Source organism: Spirosoma panaciterrae DSM 21099 (assembly GCF_000374025.1).
GTDB classification, from domain to species: domain Bacteria; phylum Bacteroidota; class Bacteroidia; order Cytophagales; family Spirosomataceae; genus Spirosoma; species Spirosoma panaciterrae.
In genome coordinates, this window is sequence record NZ_KB893175.1 from 130,424 (window position 1) to 147,660 (window position 17,237).

Annotated in this window: 15 protein-coding genes and 1 pseudogene; 12 read left to right on the plus strand and 4 right to left on the minus strand. The window is 49.1% G+C overall.

Annotation, left to right across the window (positions count from 1 at the left end):
• Positions 1–518: 518 nt before the first annotated feature.
• The 4 genes and pseudogenes from B153_RS37185 to B153_RS0107220 form a co-directional block, all read left to right on the plus strand.
• Positions 519–704 (plus strand): annotated as a pseudogene (locus B153_RS37185) (transposase); the annotation flags it as partial.
• A gap of 270 nt (positions 705–974) precedes the next feature.
• Complete coding sequence (locus B153_RS0107210; RefSeq protein WP_020596018.1) at positions 975–2,015, plus strand: discoidin domain-containing protein; 1,041 nt, start codon at positions 975–977, stop codon at positions 2,013–2,015.
• 966 nt (positions 2,016–2,981) lie between these two features.
• A complete protein-coding gene (locus B153_RS0107215; protein ID WP_020596019.1) occupies positions 2,982–3,302 on the plus strand; it encodes a hypothetical protein in 321 nt (106 codons plus the stop codon).
• A gap of 143 nt (positions 3,303–3,445) precedes the next feature.
• On the plus strand, positions 3,446–5,635 hold the full coding sequence (locus B153_RS0107220) for a glutamine synthetase III family protein (RefSeq protein WP_020596020.1): 2,190 nt from the start codon (positions 3,446–3,448) through the stop codon (positions 5,633–5,635).
• A gap of 53 nt (positions 5,636–5,688) precedes the next feature.
• Here B153_RS0107220 and B153_RS0107225 read toward each other — a convergent pair whose 3' ends face one another.
• Positions 5,689–6,336: a carbonic anhydrase gene (locus B153_RS0107225; protein WP_020596021.1), complete on the minus strand. Its 648-nt coding sequence runs from the start codon at positions 6,334–6,336 to the stop codon at positions 5,689–5,691.
• A 248-nt stretch (positions 6,337–6,584) separates the two neighbouring features.
• Between B153_RS0107225 and B153_RS0107230 the strand changes: the two genes are divergently transcribed.
• The 8 genes from B153_RS0107230 to B153_RS0107265 all read left to right on the plus strand — a co-directional run bounded on the left by B153_RS0107230 (position 6,585) and on the right by B153_RS0107265 (position 14,413).
• A complete protein-coding gene (locus B153_RS0107230; protein WP_157634601.1) occupies positions 6,585–7,751 on the plus strand; it encodes a M20/M25/M40 family metallo-hydrolase in 1,167 nt (388 codons plus the stop codon).
• Between the two features lie 55 nt (positions 7,752–7,806).
• The gene (locus tag B153_RS0107235) at positions 7,807–8,367 is read left to right on the plus strand and encodes a hypothetical protein (protein WP_020596023.1); all 561 of its coding nucleotides are present in this window, start codon (positions 7,807–7,809) and stop codon (positions 8,365–8,367) included.
• 88 nt (positions 8,368–8,455) lie between these two features.
• Positions 8,456–8,929, plus strand: a complete 474-nt coding sequence (locus B153_RS0107240) for a pyrophosphohydrolase domain-containing protein (RefSeq protein ID WP_020596024.1) — start codon at positions 8,456–8,458, stop codon at positions 8,927–8,929.
• Between the two features lie 15 nt (positions 8,930–8,944).
• Positions 8,945–9,397, plus strand: coding sequence for a GNAT family N-acetyltransferase (locus B153_RS0107245; RefSeq protein WP_020596025.1), 453 nt, complete (start codon positions 8,945–8,947; stop codon positions 9,395–9,397).
• A 74-nt stretch (positions 9,398–9,471) separates the two neighbouring features.
• Positions 9,472–10,719 carry a peptidase T gene (gene pepT, locus B153_RS0107250; RefSeq protein ID WP_020596026.1) on the plus strand — a complete coding sequence of 416 codons (1,248 nt, stop codon included), beginning with the start codon at positions 9,472–9,474 and terminating at the stop codon, positions 10,717–10,719.
• Positions 10,720–10,869: 150 nt separating this feature from the next.
• Complete coding sequence (locus B153_RS0107255) at positions 10,870–11,838, plus strand: MBL fold metallo-hydrolase (RefSeq protein WP_020596027.1); 969 nt, start codon at positions 10,870–10,872, stop codon at positions 11,836–11,838.
• Between the two features lie 185 nt (positions 11,839–12,023).
• Complete coding sequence (locus tag B153_RS0107260; RefSeq protein WP_020596028.1) at positions 12,024–12,602, plus strand: TetR/AcrR family transcriptional regulator; 579 nt, start codon at positions 12,024–12,026, stop codon at positions 12,600–12,602.
• 155 nt (positions 12,603–12,757) lie between these two features.
• Positions 12,758–14,413, plus strand: a complete 1,656-nt coding sequence (locus B153_RS0107265; RefSeq protein WP_020596029.1) for a carboxylesterase/lipase family protein — start codon at positions 12,758–12,760, stop codon at positions 14,411–14,413.
• A gap of 84 nt (positions 14,414–14,497) precedes the next feature.
• Here the strand turns inward: B153_RS0107265 and B153_RS0107270 are convergent, their stop codons facing one another.
• The 3 genes from B153_RS0107270 to B153_RS0107280 all read right to left on the minus strand — a co-directional run bounded on the left by B153_RS0107270 (position 14,498) and on the right by B153_RS0107280 (position 17,113).
• Entirely contained in the window at positions 14,498–15,181 is a 684-nt protein-coding gene (locus tag B153_RS0107270) for a PepSY-associated TM helix domain-containing protein (protein ID WP_020596030.1), read from the minus strand.
• The gene (locus B153_RS0107275) at positions 15,126–16,631 is read right to left on the minus strand and encodes a DUF2271 domain-containing protein (RefSeq protein WP_020596031.1); all 1,506 of its coding nucleotides are present in this window, start codon (positions 16,629–16,631) and stop codon (positions 15,126–15,128) included. The genes B153_RS0107270 and B153_RS0107275 overlap by 56 nt, the downstream gene beginning before the upstream one ends.
• 224 nt (positions 16,632–16,855) lie before the next feature.
• Complete coding sequence (locus tag B153_RS0107280) at positions 16,856–17,113, minus strand: acyl carrier protein (protein WP_020596032.1); 258 nt, start codon at positions 17,111–17,113, stop codon at positions 16,856–16,858.
• Positions 17,114–17,237 lie beyond the last annotated feature (124 nt).

Sequence of the window (17,237 nt, forward strand, 5' to 3'; positions counted from 1 at the left end):
GCTTACATGCTGTTGGTCCAGATCAACAGCCGATGCGTACAGAGTAGCTGTGCTCATCGAAAAGGCCGTTAAGGCGGCAGAAGCTGTAAAAGCGTAAGCCCACCTGAATAGATCCATGCAAAAGCCCAACTGTGAAAGTGGTTGGGCTTTTTGTTGCTATAAAAGACTAATCATCAGGTTTGTTGCGTACCTAAGCGGCTTTTGGTTAGACTACTGGACATTTTGAGAAGTTGAGTGAGCAGTCGGTAACTTAGGATCGGACGGCCGAAGCCGTGACTACACTTCTAATTATTACCTTCGTGGACCACTCACTCTATCAGCAATTTAGCGGCTATTTTCCGCAGTTCAGTCGAGGTATCATTAAGAATTTCCTGCTACTCGCTCAAGCCTTGCTAGCTAGTCGCAGTACTAACCTAAATACCCGAAACTTGCTGCTAACCCCCTATTAGTGAGATGGTCCTATAAATCCGGACACGAAGTTAAATAAGTTTCGTGTCCGGATATATAGGACCATCTCAGAAGGCACCCTTTCACAGGGAGTCCGAGCCTTTGGTTTACGTCGGTCGCGGTATATTGGCTTGCCTAAGACCCACCTTCAACATGTGTTGACGGCGGCAGCCATCAATCTGTGTCGACTGGATGACTGGCTCAATGAGGAGCTAAGGGCTAAAACGCGTCGATCAACTTTTGTCCCAAAACGATAACACTTGAATTCACCAACAGTATCAAAAATGGTGAAGATCCAACTTCTCCGAAATATACAGCTTACAGTAACCTGGTTTCAATTCATTACTTATTTACAATTTGTGCTGACTTGACCAGATAGAATCTATAATGCAGAGAATGATACCATATCCTGTCTCCCAAAAGTATTTGAAACCATAAGTGCCGAAAAGAATATAAATTTTTATTCATTATTGGTTACTTTTTTAAATACTAAAGTCTCATGTACTTAACCTTAAAATAGTTTCTATATGAAAACTTATCTCATCTTACTGCTGCTGGGCTTGGTAGGGTTCGTTTTATCCTGTAATCATGCCGAGCTTTCCCCTTCCCTTAGTAATGATTCGGCTCGTGAGCAAACCCATTCGGGTGCCCGCATGGGTGATGACTTAGAAGTGGCTATTGCTGACCAGAAGGTCCTGCTCAATCAGGAAGCCACTTTAGCTACAGTGCCTGGTGGAGTAACCCCGATCACCATGAAGTTGAACTGGGCTTTGGATAACAATGGCACGCCAACCGGAGGATGTGACGTAGCCCTACAAATCAATACAACTGGGAGTGGCGATATAACTATCCTTTCCATAACTCCGCCCTCCTCAAACTCAATTACCTATTTGGATAATCAGGGTAACCTCACGAGTCAGAAAACAAACAGAATACGAGCCATGGGAGCTGGCTACCGCGTAGAACTTGTTTTCGATCCAACGGCCCGAACGGTCAAAATAACGACGAAAGTCGGGGCGGCTGTAGCCTTATATGGAGGCTGGGGACCATCTGATTCTCCATTTATCAGTGGCCCAGCCAGCTCATCCTATGCCAGCCTGACTTCATATACAGCAACGGCTGCTGGTGAAGCTGCCCACCGATTGACGGGAACGGTTATAGGATCAAGTGGCTCGTATGACGGTGTATCAACTCGTGATAAAGTTTTCGATGGCAACATCAATACCTATTTTGATGCACCAAGCGCAAACGGTCAATGGGTCGGTTTGGATTTAGGCTCCGTCAAGTCAATTAATCGGATTGTCTATAGACCCCGTAACGGTTGGGGAAGCCGAATGCCAGGCGGAAAATTTCAGATTAGCAATGACCCCAACTTTACCAACGCTGTCACGCTTTATACGATACCTAGCTCTAGTTCTATCACGTTCTCCGATTATGAAATATTCCAGAAAGACTGGGGGGCTAGCCCAACAGGGCCTTTTACCTGGGCTGTTAGTGCACGCTATATTCGCTACCTATCACCTAACAATGGGTGGGGCAACATCGCGGAAATAAAAGTTTATCAATGAGTTAGTCAGTGATACATAAAGAAGCACGAAGTCGGTTTACAGGTTCAGTCTTTGTAAATCGACTTCGTGCTTCTTTATGTATGGGCTTGATTCGGACTGACGAATAAAAATCTGCTACGTTTTTCCAACGTACTTCCTGTGCTGTAATACCATTAAATCGGGAAATAGCTTCTCAACGTCCAGAAAGTTCAAGCCACTTTTTTAATTCACCATAGGGCAATCAACCTCCATAACTAGGTAAAGATCGCATCGGCACGCATCTGAGTAAGCCAGATCGACAACCCGCCAGTCATTACAAGTGGCTAATGCTATTTTTCAACACAACGTGCCCCGAACAACTTACGCTCGGTATATTACGCTGTACGTTTGCTTTATTAAGTGGTCGTGTGAGATACCTCATTTTAGATGCCACTACCTGGCAGATTGGCCAAAAAAACGTACAGTTGCTAGGGCTTCTCTACCCAGGAGTCGCTATTCCTATTTTCTGACGGTCGGCCGCAGGATCTCAATAAAAAGGGGCATAGTAACGAACGTGAACGGCAAGCCTTTAGCGAACAAGCCAGTCGACGGTTTAACTTAAAAGGCAAGGTACTTTTAGCTGATCGGAAATATACTGGCTAGCGTTGGTTTACCTTTCTGCATCAGCAGGACATCGATTTTGTTATTTGTCTACAACGAGAATGTTATAGATATGACATTGGAACCAGCTACCGGGGTTTAGAGAAAAGAGCACTACGACGCAAGAGAGCGGTCTGGGCTTGGATCAACTGACCTGATTGCCGACTTAAGTTGGTTATGCGTCGCAATCGGGATGCTAGTCAAGATAAGCGCAAGCAAGACGAACCCGTTTTTTATTGGATAACCAATTTTGACAACGTGCATACGGCCACTGAATTATATTTGTCCAGTAGTCTGGCTTTTGGTTACCTTTAATGGTCAATATCACTGAATCTTAGCACAATAGGTATGGAAGCCAACGACTATGATTTCGAAGAGAAATGGAAACAGTTTGAAGAAACAGGTAAGGAACTGTCAGGTACGATCGGAGCGGTGGCCGGGGCTGTAGTAGGCATTTCCTTGTTGGGGTTAAGCGCTCCAGTGATGTACTTTACCAAGAAAGCGGCTGGAAAAGAAACGGCAGATGCCTTGCGGGAAACAGGTGATAAAGTACTGGAAAAAACGAAATGGATGAGTGAATTCGGGCGGTTTACGGGCAAAAAGTTCGGCCCCAAAATCTTAGGAACAGTCCTGTTCGGTGTGACAGGTTTACTTTCGAGCGAGGAGTAGTACACCGATGGCCAGTTGCTAGAGCAGGGGATGGACCTCCCGAATGAAGTTGATACAAGAAAATACCAGGCTAGTATGCTGTAACTGGCCGAAGGGGTGTATGTTTGGTTAATTTTTCAACCTAAAACCTCGAAACCGTCTCAATGTCCAATTTTCGGTTTAAAGCGCTTGAAATGGCCCAGAATCGTCAGGCGATGCTCGTAACAGCACCTACCGAGCGCGTTGGTGATTTTTTTGGCAGTTATACCTTTAACAATGAAGTAATGCGATCGCTTCTGTCGCCCGAAGCGTACCTGAAGGTTACCGAGGCCATCAACACCAATGGCCAGATCGACCGGGCCATAGCCGACGAAGTAGCTGGCGCTATGAAATCGTGGGCTACCTCGAAAGGAGCTACACACTATACCCACTGGTTTCAGCCGCTGACGGGCGAAACGGCCGAAAAGCATGACGCTTTTTTTGATGTAGGATCAGACGGGAAAGCCATGGAGAAATTCAAAGGAAGCGCCTTGGTGCAGCAGGAGCCGGATGCTTCCTCGTTCCCCAGTGGCGGACTTCGGAATACTTTCGAAGCCCGTGGCTATACCGGATGGGACCCCAGCTCACCCGCTTTTTTGATGGATAATGGTGCCGGGGGGAAGACACTCTGTATTCCATCGGTATTTATATCGTATACAGGCGAAGCCCTTGATTACAAAACTCCCTTACTAAAAGCGTTGAATGCGCTGGATAAGGCCGCGACGGCTGTTTGTCAGTATTTCGACCGCAACATTACCAAAGTGACGCCTACTCTGGGACCTGAACAGGAATATTTTGTGGTCGATCGGGCTTTGTTCTATGCCCGTCCTGATCTGGTATTGGCGGGTCGAACGGTGTTTGGTCATCAGCCGGCGCGGGGGCAGCAGTTGGAAGACCATTATTTTGGCTCGATTCCTCCGCGAGTCAATGCCTTCATGGTCGATTTTGAGTTTGAGTCGATGAAGTTGGGTATGCCCGTCAGAACCCGGCATAACGAAGTGGCACCAGGACAGTTTGAAGTAGCGCCAACCTTTGAGGAAGTCAATTTATCCATTGACCACAACGCGCTACTAATGGATCTGATGGAAAAAATAGCCGAAAAGCATAACCTGAAAGTCCTTTTCCACGAAAAACCGTTTGCTGGAATCAACGGGAGCGGCAAACATAATAACTGGTCGATGGGGACCAATACGGGTGTTAACCTGCTGGCTCCCAGTACAAAGCCTAAAGAGACGCTTCGTTTTCTGACATTTCTGGTCAACGTGATCAAAGCGGTTCATGACAATGCCGATCTGCTGCGGGCCAGTATTGCATCGGCTGGTAACGAACATCGCCTTGGAGCCAATGAAGCGCCACCCGCCATCATGTCGGTCTTTCTGGGTGAAACATTGACGCAGGCATTGACTGATCTGGAAACTAAGTCGGAAGTGACGATCAACAAAGGGGATAATGTGTATTACAAACTGGGATTGAACCGGATTCCGAGTCTGATGCGCGATAATACCGATCGTAACCGGACGTCTCCGTTTGCCTTTACGGGCAATAAGTTTGAATTCCGGGCAGTAGGGAGTTCGGCCAATTCAGCTTCGACCATGACGGTGCTGAATGCCATTGTTGCCGATCAGTTGAACAAGTTTAAAACCGATCTGGATGGTCGATTGGCCCGGAACGAAAAGAAAGAACTGGCCATCGTCGACATTCTGAAAGAGTATTATGCGAACTCAAAACGGATTCTGTTTGAAGGGAATGGCTATTCGGATGAGTGGGTAGAGGAAGCGGCCCAGCGCGGTCTGTCGAACATCAAATCATCGCCCGAAGCCCTGGCGGTTTACGTTCAGCCCGAGTCCCTTTCCTTATTTGAACGGACAGGGGTCATGAATCATGCCGAAGTCGAATCGCGCTATGAGATTGAGCTGGAGAAATACATCAAAAATGTGCAGATCGAGTCGCGGGTGATGGGCGATCTGGCTATGAACCACGTCGTTTCAACAGCACTCAAATATCAGAATAAACTGGCCGAAACCGCCCGAAATCTGGTCGAGTTGGGTATGAGTGCCGAAGCCGAGCCGATCAAAGACATTCTCCGTGAAATTTCGACCCGCGTGCTGGTTATCAAAAAAGGCGTTGAAGCCATGATTGAGTCGCGGAAGAAAGCGAATAACGTGGGCGATACGGTTGAACGGGCTCGTCTGTACGCAACCGAAGTAAAGGATCATTTCGAGATCATTCGCTATGAAGTAGACAAGCTCGAAGAGATCGTGGACGACGAAGACTGGCCGCTGGTAAAATACCGGGAATTGTTGTTTGTGAAATAGTCAAAACCGCATCGGCGACCCAATGGGTCGCCGATGCGGTTTTGGTGAATAGCCTAATACCAGGGTTTGTCGGTCAGGTTATAAATCTTCTGGATGTTGTGTAGTATTTCCGGGAAATTCAATTCAAGATCTTTAATGCGCCCGGTTCGAAGATCGAATACCCAGCCGTGTACTTCAGGATAACCGTGTTCAAAATAGGAAAGTTGAACAGCGGCCGTTTTGATAACGTTTACACATTGCTCCTGCACATTTAACTCAACAAGCCGGTCATAACGGGCGTGTTCGTCCGTAATAAGGTCAAGTTCGTCCTGGTGCGCCCGGTACACATCCCGGATGTTACGTAGCCAGGGATTCAGGGTTCCCAGATCTTTAGGCTGCATAGCAGCTTTAACCCCTCCGCAGTTGTAATGCCCGCACACGATAATGTGTTTTACTTTCAGGTGCAGCACCGCATATTCGATAACCGACATGACGTTTAGGTCAATGTTATTGACCAGGTTGGCAACGTTACGATGAACGAATGCTTCACCGGGCTTAATGCCCATCATGTCCTCGGCAGTTACCCGGCTGTCGGAGCAGCCAATGTATAGATAGTCTGGTTGTTGATTTTCAGCTAGTGTTTTAAAAAAATCGCCGTCGGTCTGCGTTTTTTCCGTGATCCATTTCTGGTTATTCTCAAAAATTTGCTGGTAGCTTGTCATAACTAAAGTAAAAAGATGGTGACTGATGAGTCGTCAATAGGAAAAGGAGCCTATACAATTTAGGGGTGAAGATAGCAGTTTTTAGTAAACTCTTAACTTTGCCTTTTAATCTCTTTTTAATGTAGACCCTAGGGTGAATCTAAAAGAATAAGCAGTTTTTGCGAATTTGACATTAGCCTGTCCTCGATACTGTATTAAAAAGCATACGTAATTTGCGGAGCTATTTCGTCGATCATAACCTCAAGCCCGTGTATTCTGCTGCTAACCTACTACATGACCTTTGTCGGTTACCCCATAGGGGGGCGGCTACCCCGCAGGGGGCAGAAGCGGCCCGTCTTTTACAAGCTTACCTGACCGACATGGGAGCGGAGGTGCGTACAGAATCGTTTCAAACTCCGCGTACCTACATAACGATTGTCTACTGGCTGATTGGGGGCCTGCTCATAAGTCTGGCGTTAATTCCGGTTTCGGGCGTTGCGGTTGGTCTGGTGTTGTATTTTACTGTTATGGCCTGGCGGTATTTCAACTGGCACTATTCATTTATTACCCGGTTTCCGGTGCAGCATACGGCCAGTAATGTGATTGGTAGCTGGGCGAGTAACGGACTCAAAGAAAACAGGCGCAAAGTTATTCTGATGGCTCACTATGATACGGCACCTGTATCGCTTCTCTACACGCCAAAACAGCAGGCAAACTTTCGGGTGTCGCTGATCATTTCGCTTTGGCTTATGGGCTTTGCGGTTGGTATTGCGGCCCTCGAAGCGCTAAAAACGGGCTTGCCATATGTTCAGTATATTCGGTATGCGCTGATGACCTATTTTGGGCTCCAGGCAGTTTTAGGAACGCTTGGTTACTGGCTCAATGGGTACACGAATGGAGCCAGTGATAATGCAACGGGAGTGGCAGCGGCTTTGTCGACAGCCGAGCGATTGCTGGACGTAAATCTGCCCGATCTGGACATTGAGGTTGTTCTTACCAGCGCCGAGGAAGTGGGTATGATTGGCGCTTATCATTACGTAGAAGCCCACAAACGAGACTGGAAACGGACCGAAACGATGGCCATCAATTTTGACACACTTGGTGCCGGAAAGCTGACCGTCATTGAGCAAACGGGTACGGTCGATCGCATCCGCTACGATAATACAGTGACCCAATTGGCGAAGCAACTGCTGATGAGTGATCGATTTCGGGATCGGGCGCAGGTTGGACGCTGGCATACCGCCGATTTCGACAGTGTATGGTTTGTACGCAATCGGATTCCCGTACTGGCTTTGTGTGCGTTGGACGAGCAAGGCCGGATGCCACGTATTCATCAGCCCACCGACACCCTTGAACACATTGAAACTGAGCCAATGAATGATGCCACCGAGCTTGCCGAAGCGGTTGTGTTGAAGTGGATCATGAATAACGGATAATCAAGGGGGCGGTAAACGGCATTGTTCATTATACATTATCCATTAGCTTTGTCCCATGGCAAACTATAAAAACGAGGGGTACGACCCTGAAGAAATCAGCGCCCTCAAGGAGGAATGTCGGAAGGAAGGCAAATCGTTCGTTTATGTCGAAGACGATGATCTGGATACCCTGGATGAAGGCGAATGCGTACACATTCAGTTTCCGGGTAAATACCAGGGTGAAGAGGTTATTTTCGATACACTGGTCTACACGCTTCGATTACACCACAGCAGTTTAGTGTATGAAATGGCTGTGGAGCAGGTACGTAAGACCTATCCGGAATATGTGCCACCCGAAGACCGCAAGCCAAACTATAAAATCTCGCCTGAGCTGGAAGAAGAGGCCGAAACGGCTTTGACCGAAATTATTGACGAGATCGAAGAAACCGAAACGGTAAAAGTCCAGGAGCATGTAGAGGTCGATATGCAATCCGATTATGGCATTGCACTGGATGTGTGTCTGAACGTAGAAGAGATCAACGACGATATCGTCGAAGCATTCGTCCGCGACTTCAACGCCAACAAACTTTCCCTGGACACAACCCTGTATTCCTTCACGAGCGAAGACGAAAATTAATTAGTGATTGAGTGGTTGAGCGATTGAGTGAAAAAATACATATCAACTATTCACTCAATCGCTCAACCACTCAATCACTCAATGGACTATGCAACAACCCGACTCACTTAATCAGGTGGCAGAATTCCACCGAACCTTTCATGCCCCTATTTTAGACACTCCGCAGATCCCCTCGGAAGCCCGTTGTCAACTGCGGGTAGCCTTACTGGCAGAAGAGCTTGATGAATTGCGCGAGGCCATTACCGAAGGCGACATTGTTGCTGTAGCCGATGCCCTTTGTGATTTGCAGTATGTACTGTCGGGGGCTGTACTGGAATTTGGGCTGGGCCATAAATTCAAAGCGTTATTTGATGAAGTGCAGCGCTCGAATATGAGCAAAGCCTGCCTGACCGTAGCTGAAGCCGAAGCAACCGTAGCCGAATACCAGGCCAAAGGTGTAGCCTGCCATTTTATTGAATCGGACGGTAAGTTTCTGGTATATCGCGACGCGGATCACAAAACCCTGAAAAGTGTCAATTACTCGCCAGCCGATCTGGAGGGAGTTCTGAACGAACTGGTCTAACCAACGCATGGACTTATGCTTTTTAGAAAAGCTGCCCGGCAGGACGTTCCATCGATTGTAAAACTACTGGCCAACGACAAACTGGGTCAGTTGCGCGAAAACGATACAGATCCGTTACCGGAAGCTTACTACAACGCTTTTGAAGCGATCAATAAAGACCCGAATCAGGAGTTGATCGTGGTGGAAAGCGAAACCGGAGACCTTCTTGGCACCCTTCAGTTGAGTTTCATCCAGTATCTGACCTATCGGGGAGGTATTCGGGCGCAAATTGAAGCGGTTCGCATACGGGAAGATGTTCGGGGAGAAGGGATTGGCCAGAAAATGATAGAATGGGCGATTGAACGAGCCAGAGAACGCAAAGCCCATACCGTACAATTAACAACGGATAAACAACGGCCTGACGCTCTTCGATTTTATGAAAAGCTTGGTTTCATCGCATCGCATGAGGGGATGAAGCTGCATTTTTGAGAAATTTATTAGGAGTAGATTCGTTGTTAAAAAGTTCTCTTTATAGCATAGAATCCGAAGTTATGTGAGCGTGTATGAAAGATTACCAATTTACGGCTGTTGAACGATTCCTTCGGTATGTCCAGATCGATACGCAATCGGACCCGCAGTCAACAGCCAATCCGAGTACTGCCAAACAGAAAGACCTTAGTCGGTTATTGGTAGAAGAATTGCATCGGATGGGAATCTCCGATGCTGAACTGGATGAATGGGGATACGTATATGCGACCATTCCGGCTAATACCGATAAAACGACGGTTCCGACCATCTGCTTTTGTTCGCATGTCGATACCTCGCCCGATGTGACAGGAGAAGGCGTAAAACCGATTATTCATCAAAACTGGAACGGTGGCGATATTATACTGCCCGACGATCCCGGTCAGGTAATTCGCCTGAACGAACATCCTGATCTTCAGCATCAGATTGGCAACGATATTATCACGGCTAGTGGCACTACGCTACTGGGAGCTGATAACAAAGCTGGGGTGGCCGAAATTATGGATGCGGCTAACTACCTGCTCACGCATCCTGACCTAAAACATGGCCGTATCCGGTTGCTTTTTACGCCGGATGAAGAGGTGGGGCGGGGTACCGAAAAAGTAGACATTCAGAAGCTGGGGGCCGATTTCGGCTACACCATCGATGGAGAAGCTTTGGGTACGCTCGAAGACGAGACCTTCTCGGCCGATGCCGTAAAAATTACCATTCGGGGAGTCAGCACACATCCGGGTTTTGCCAAAGGTAAGCTCGAAAACGCCCTGAAAATAGCGGCCGATTTGCTGGCGGCTCTTCCCAAAAATGCCCTTTCGCCCGAAACAACCGAAGAGAAAGCGGGCTTCGTTCATCCAACGCGGCTGGATGGTAATCAGGACCAGGCTGTGCTTGAATTTATCATTCGCGATTTTACCGAGGTGGGCCTGCAGGAGAAAGAATTGTACCTGCAAAATATGCTCAACGATGTATTGGCAAGCTACCCCGGCTCGTCGGCACAATTTGTGGTTAAAGAACAGTACCGCAACATGAAAAACGTGCTGGACCAGTACCCGGCCGTGGTCGATAATGCATTGGAAGCCATCCGGCGGGCTGGCCTAGCGGCTCAACGACGCAGTATTCGGGGCGGTACGGATGGGTCGCGACTGTCATTCATGGGGTTGCCCTGTCCTAATATATTTGCCGGAGAGCATGCGTTTCATTCGCGGCTGGAATGGGTTTCGGTTCAGGATATGCAGAAAGCGGTTGAAGTTATCGTAAATGTAGCCAGGGTCTGGGAAGAACGGAGTTGAGCAATAGACCGTATATCGGTATTATTGAACAATCCATCATATCTGTGGGTTGAGTGACAAGGCGGTCAGGTTAGTTTGTATCAGGGTTCGTTTATCAAATGGAAACCATGGCGTAAACTGAACTGACCGTTTTTTATAAACGTCACGGATATGGAAAGCGAACAAGAACTGGATGTGCCGATAACGGTCGGCGCGAAAAGCCCTTATGATGTAACCGCCGATGTAGCGGGCTTGAAGACACTGTTTGTCAATGTTTTTTTTATTGGGGAACCCGGTCATGGTAATCCCTGGGTGCTGGTCGATGCCGGTTTGATGGGCTATGCCAGTTCTATAAAAAGTCGGGCTGAGGAGCTGTTTGGACCCGGTACTAAACCCAAAGCCATTGTGTTAACCCATGGGCATGCCGACCATGCGGGCTCCTTGAACGTATTGCTGAACGACTGGGATGTACCCGTTTATGCGCATCGGCTGGAAATCCCGTACTTAACCGGAATGTCGAGTTATCCTCCGCCCGATCCGGCCATTGGCGGTGGAGGAATGTCGTACATGTCCTGGATTTTTCCCATTGGCCCTATGAACTTTGGGGATGCCATTCAGCCGATTGCGGAGAATGGGCTAATCCCTGAACTACCCGATTGGCGAGTTATTCATACGCCTGGCCATGCACCTGGGCACATATCCCTGTTCCGCGATAAAGACCGGACACTCATTGCGGGCGATGCGTTCGTGACCACCAACCAGAACGCTATTACAGCGGTGGCTACCCAGCGGGAAGAGTTTCACGGGCCGCCTGCCTATTTTACCTGCGATTGGGAAGCGGCCAAACAATCGGTGATTAAGCTGAACAACCTTAATCCGCTGGCGGCCGGAACCGGACACGGTGTATCGGTACGCGGGCTTGATCTGGAATTAGGGTTAAATCGGCTTGCACACGAATTCGAATCCCGTTCGATTCCTTCGTCAGAGGGCCGATACGTGAAACAGGCGGCTATAACCGATGAATATGGAATTGTAGAAATGCCAACGCCGGTTTCGTTTCATGTCGCACGGGGTCTGGGTCTGGGATTAGTGGCTGGTTTACTCACCTACATGATCTGGTCCATTCAGCGTAATCGATAAAACCTTGTGAACTAACGTATAATCACAAACACCGGATGTCTCCTCACTTGCTGGCAAAAAAAGCCGTAAGTGGGGAGATATTTTTTGGGCGCTAGCTGCAATATGCTGCTTATTTTCCCAATTTGAGGCTAATCCCATTAACTATTTAGGGCTTATGTGCTTATACAGCTATAGAGCGAATAGGCATGAAAGAACGAATTATTGCCGAAGCCCGGCACCTGTTTAATCAGTTTGGCGTGCGAACCGTCAGGCTGGAAGATATTGCCCAGGAACTCGGTATCTCGAAAAAGACCGTTTATCAGTATTTCGCTAGTAAGGAAGAACTGGTTCAACGGATGCTGGAAAATCAGTTGAACGAAAACCTGCGTGAAGCTACTGCCATTCTAACGCGGATAGATAATCCGATTCTGGAAGCCCTGTTAATCTGGAATCGACTGATCCATTACCGACGGACCGTAAACCCAAACTTGTTCCGGGATATTGAGCGTCATTATCCCACCGTCTGGAGTTTCTTTCAGCAGTTCCGGGCCGAGTATATCCGAACCATTCTGGTCAGCAACCTGCAGCACGGCATTGAACTGGCTATGTACCGGGCCGATCTGGATCTGGCCGTAATCGCCTGGTTATGGGCCGACCAAAGCCAGCGGGAAACGCCCTACGAAAACTCCGACGACGCCATTAAGCATCATTTCATCCGTGGTTTGCTGACCCGCGAAGGCCTTGAGTTGTACGAGAAAACGAAAGCAGAATCGGCTGGGGTATAGGCAGAGGGAAATCCGGTGAAAATCAGAAACAAATGCCTCATCTGGAGAGTAAAAAAGGTTCATTGTGTCTTTTTGACAATAAGCTTATTCCTTTACTCGTCTGGGATTTTCAGTAGCAGAGTTAACCGATCTTTAACTTTTTAATACAGTCAACGATGAACGCTTCAAGACGCAATTTTTTGCAATCGCTGGGAGTTGGTGTGGCCGGTTTAGGCGTACCATATTCGACGGATGCCGCTCCGAATCGCCCTAAAGTGACAAAGCCGACAAGTGACGATCAAGTGCTATTTGTAGGCGATACCATTGCAGTGGCCAGCACCGAATACGGTAAGGTCAGAGGGTTTATCCTCAGAGGCATTCATCAGTTTCTGGGCATTCCATATGGAGCTGATACCTCTGGCAAGAATCGGTTTATGCCGCCCCAAAAACCTACTCCCTGGACCGACATTCGGCCCGCGTTGTGGTGGGGGAACTCGGCTCCCCAGATTATGGAAAAACGCTACGCCAATCCGTATGCTTCGTTTGTCGACCACTGGAATTACGACGATGTATCGGAAGATTGTCTGAAGCTAAACGTATGGACACCGGCACTGGACAAACAAAAACGTCCGGTCGTGGTCTGGCTGCACGGGGGTGGTTTCACCAATGGAAACGGCATCGAGCAGGACGGCTATCATGGCGAAAATCTGGCCCGGTTTGGCAATGTGGTTTTCTGTTCGCTCAATCACCGGCTTGGCCCGCTGGGCTATACCGATCTGAAAGCGGTGGGTGGTCATGCTGCTTCGGGCAACGTGGGTAACCTGGATATGGTTGCAGCTCTGGAATGGGTCAAAAACAACATTGCTAACTTTGGCGGAGATCCTAACAACGTAACCATTATTGGGCAGTCGGGTGGGGGAGCCAAAGTCACGACGCTCATGAATATGCCATCAGCTAAAGGACTTTTTCATAAGGCGGTCGCTCTAAGTGGCAGTTCACTGGCAGGAGCTAATAAAGACTATGCCGAAAAACTGGGCCAGAAGGTGATGGAAGAAGCCGGGCTGAAACCTGGCGAAATCGAGAAACTGCAGCAACTACCCTGGCTGGAATACATTGCCGTGGCGAATCGGGCGGTCGAAAAAATGGCCGATGAAGCCAAACGGATGGGTATCCAGCGGGGAGGATATTCGCCCGTTGGCGATGGGGAATATCTCAACAGTGGTGCATTTTTCAGCGATCCGAACCATTTCTCGGCCGACATTCCGCTGATGATTTGCACGACCTTCCACGAGATGAATCCCAATCGTACCGATGCATCTTTGGAGGCTATTTCGATGGATCAGGTCAAGGAAAAGCTTAAACCCCGATTTGGCGATAAATCGGGCGATATTGTCGATGCCTATGCCCGGAATTTTCCGAAAGCCCGACCGATTGAACTTTGGGCACTGATCGTGTCGAACCGGAAAAACGCTGTTGCGGCTGCTGATGCCAAGGCGTCGCAACATAAAGCCCCCGTGTATGTAGCCTGGTTCGGCTGGCAGCCTCCGCTATTTGATGGCCGGATGCGGGCGTTCCATTGCGACGACATTTGTTTCTGGTTCTACAACACCGATCTGATGCTGACCCATACGGGCGGAGGGAAGCGGCCACGCGCGTTGTCAGAAAAAATGGCTGGCTCCTTTATCAATTTTGCAAAAACCGGCAATCCGAATGGCGGTGGCCTCCCCAACTGGAAGCCCTATACAACGCAGAACGGTGAAACTATGATTCTGGACGATGTGCCTGCGCTAGCCAACGACCCCGACCGCGAAGCCCGGAAAGCACTCGCCTAAATAACAAATCGAACACAGCTTGTTAGGCTAATTATGATTGACGCAGTTCATAATTAGCCTAACAAGCTGTGTTCGATTAAAACGCTAAACGACTAGTAGCCAGTAGGCCAATCCCGTGGCAATGCCCCCGATAACTAACCAGCCAAGGCCACTAACCCGACGCTTTTTCAGAACGAGCAACAGCGCTAACCCGGTTATAGAAACCAGCGTCATGAATACAGCAGCAATGTCGATTACCCAGGCCCAGCCACGGCCCGTATCCCGACCTTTGTGCAAGTCGTTGAGTACCGCCATTACTCCCATTTTGGTTTCTGTGATCTCGTAGCTTCCATCGGGTCGTTTCACAAACGCATCGGCCGAATAGCCCGGTCCATGAAAGGACAACGAGCACTCCCGGTCGTCGATCCGAAATTCGCTGACCATCCCTTTTAACTGGTGCGTTGCCCGCAGATATTCGACAATGGCCAGTTTATTGACAGAAGCAGTATCCGTGCCTGCTACCCACGAGGGGTTAAGTTTTCCTTTCAGTTCCGTGGTCTTGGTCGCATCGTCGAACCAGTCGGCATGGTTGAGCGTAAGGCCCGTTACGGCGAAGAACAGCACTAGTACAAAGCTCACTACCGACAGATAGAGGTGTAGCCAGCGGGCCAACCCTGCCCAGCGCACTCCCCCCTGCGACTTTGCGGCTGGCTGTTGCCGTACGGAGTGTCCATTAGCGAATTGGTGTTTTTTCGCGGTAATCCAGGGCGGCTGCTGTGATTTCGACATTTCCGGTGAGGGGTTGCTGTTTAACTTTTCCATTGAAGTCCATGGTCTGGCGGATAAGCTGATAAGAGCCATGCTCCCGTGCTGCTTCGATCAGGACGGTGTATTTTCCCTGTTTAACATACTGGCCGTCGTCGTCTTTGCCATCCCAGACCAGCGTGTACTCACCCGGCGATCGGGTTGCACTGGTGACGGAAGCTGCTTTGTCGGTTTGCAGGCTATACCATTCCCGCAGATCGTGCAGCCAGCGCGGTTTATTGTACCAAAGAGCCAATTGCCGAACAGGTTTTCCGGATTCGTCTTCAACCCATACCGCCACAAAGGGTCGGTGCGAACGTCCCTCGAACCGGGCCAGTTCCAGCGTTATCTGTAATTCCTGACTGGGGTTCCATAGTTTGTCTTTAACGGGGAGCGAGATCAGATGCGCCGTCGTTAATGCTTCGGCAGAGCTGGACGACGGTTCTGGGACTGTAGCGGTCGGCCAGTTGGCACTGCTTACGGTTTGACCATCGCGGGTGACCAACAGGTATTCGGTATTGGGGAACTGAGCAGCCAGCGCTTCGCTTTCGGAAGGAGACAGTACGTTGAAAGCCGTTGCCAATGCACCTGCCGTTACCGCATCGGGGTGTAGTACCGTGGCGCTGATAACCGCCTGAGCCGGTAAACCTGTGCGTGGGTCCATGATGTGCGACACCCATTGGTTGCCGATCTGATAACCCCTGCGGTAATTTCCACTGGTGGCTATCGCACTATTTTTTACCTGAAGCTGGGCAATGGGAGCGGCATTTTCGGCATCGGCCTGTGGGTTGGCAACGGAAACAGGTTCCTGCCAATGGCCCCGAACCACGATGTCGCCACCGCTATTGAGTACCAACCCATCTATACCCTGTACGTTGAGCGCCACCTCGGCGGCCCGATCCAGTACGTAGCTTTTGGTGAACGTATTGAGCCGAAGAGGAACCTGCGTTAAGCGCGTAGCGGTTTTCTGTTCGGCATCAAGTTGCCAATGGGCTTGATGAATAGTTTCTACTGCCTGTTGGCGTTCCGTTTCGGTAGGCACCGACTGCCGATCAGCAGCCTGCTGCCAAAGTTGATTGAGTTGCTGCGCGGCTGCGCTGACAGCGCCCGAGGTTTGGGTATTCCAGTGCTCGAATGCACGCAATACCGCAAACAGATCATCAGAAATAGCAACGGGTTCGTTGGTGGGAGCCGCCAGCCACTGACTAAATTCACTATCCGGTCGATAGCCGCTCAACACGGTATTGAGTCGGTCGATCTCGGACAAAATCTTTTGTTCGGCCAGACGGGCGGCTGTATAGGAGCGAGCCGAAAGTTTAAGGTCGAACGATGTGCCTAAGACATTTTCCAGGTGATTGATAAATAGACCGCTGGTAGCTGAGCCGGGCAAGCTGGCTATCAGTGGGGCAAGGCCTACGATGGAGATTGTATTCATGAGCAGAACAAGATAAATGCGTTCGTTTAGCGGTTGGTGGCGTTATACGGCTAATGATTCGTTATACGATAACGGCCGGAAAGTTATTGCCATTGGTAGCTAATCAAAAAAGAACCGATCCGAATGCCCATTCAGATCGGTTGAATCGCTGGTTTTACCCTACGAATGTCTTCCCGGAAGCGTATCGTTCAGGTGTTGAGTTTAAAAAACGGCCACATACAGATTTATCGGGTGGGTACACCTGCCTGTTGACTGACCAGCGTACATAATTCGCCAACCGTCAGCCTGGGTGTGAGTACTTCGTCGGGTAGTACCACACCAAAATGGGTTTCCAGTACAACGACGGCTTCGGTAAATTCCCACTCGCTCAGGCCCAGAGTGCCTTGCAGTTGCTGATAGGCGGCAATGGTTGAGTAGGGTAAGGTAAAGGTTCGGGAGAGAAATTGCTGTAGTTTTTGAAATACTCGTTCGTAGGTTGTCATGAATAGTGAATTTTTAGAAATGCGTAATGGATAACGATCCGTAAGTAGGCGTGGCCGTTCAAACCAGTTCCCCTTATTCGTTATCCAGTGTTTCCATTTAGTCTGTCAACAGCCGTTTTAACAA

Coding starts and splice junctions, on each gene's coding strand:
- B153_RS0107270 (WP_020596030.1), bottom strand. CDS start 15,181: ATGTCGAAATCACAGCAGCCGCCCTGGATTACCGCGAAAAAACACCAA.
- B153_RS0107225 (WP_020596021.1), bottom strand. CDS start 6,336: ATGACAAGCTACCAGCAAATTTTTGAGAATAACCAGAAATGGATCACG.
- B153_RS0107210 (WP_020596018.1), top strand. CDS start 975: ATGAAAACTTATCTCATCTTACTGCTGCTGGGCTTGGTAGGGTTCGTT.
- B153_RS0107265 (WP_020596029.1), top strand. CDS start 12,758: ATGAACGCTTCAAGACGCAATTTTTTGCAATCGCTGGGAGTTGGTGTG.
- B153_RS0107260 (WP_020596028.1), top strand. CDS start 12,024: ATGAAAGAACGAATTATTGCCGAAGCCCGGCACCTGTTTAATCAGTTT.
- B153_RS0107275 (WP_020596031.1), bottom strand. CDS start 16,631: ATGAATACAATCTCCATCGTAGGCCTTGCCCCACTGATAGCCAGCTTG.
- B153_RS0107235 (WP_020596023.1), top strand. CDS start 7,807: ATGGCAAACTATAAAAACGAGGGGTACGACCCTGAAGAAATCAGCGCC.
- B153_RS0107280 (WP_020596032.1), bottom strand. CDS start 17,113: ATGACAACCTACGAACGAGTATTTCAAAAACTACAGCAATTTCTCTCC.
- B153_RS0107245 (WP_020596025.1), top strand. CDS start 8,945: ATGCTTTTTAGAAAAGCTGCCCGGCAGGACGTTCCATCGATTGTAAAA.
- B153_RS0107240 (WP_020596024.1), top strand. CDS start 8,456: ATGCAACAACCCGACTCACTTAATCAGGTGGCAGAATTCCACCGAACC.
- pepT (WP_020596026.1), top strand. CDS start 9,472: ATGAAAGATTACCAATTTACGGCTGTTGAACGATTCCTTCGGTATGTC.
- B153_RS0107220 (WP_020596020.1), top strand. CDS start 3,446: ATGTCCAATTTTCGGTTTAAAGCGCTTGAAATGGCCCAGAATCGTCAG.
- B153_RS0107215 (WP_020596019.1), top strand. CDS start 2,982: ATGGAAGCCAACGACTATGATTTCGAAGAGAAATGGAAACAGTTTGAA.
- B153_RS0107255 (WP_020596027.1), top strand. CDS start 10,870: ATGGAAAGCGAACAAGAACTGGATGTGCCGATAACGGTCGGCGCGAAA.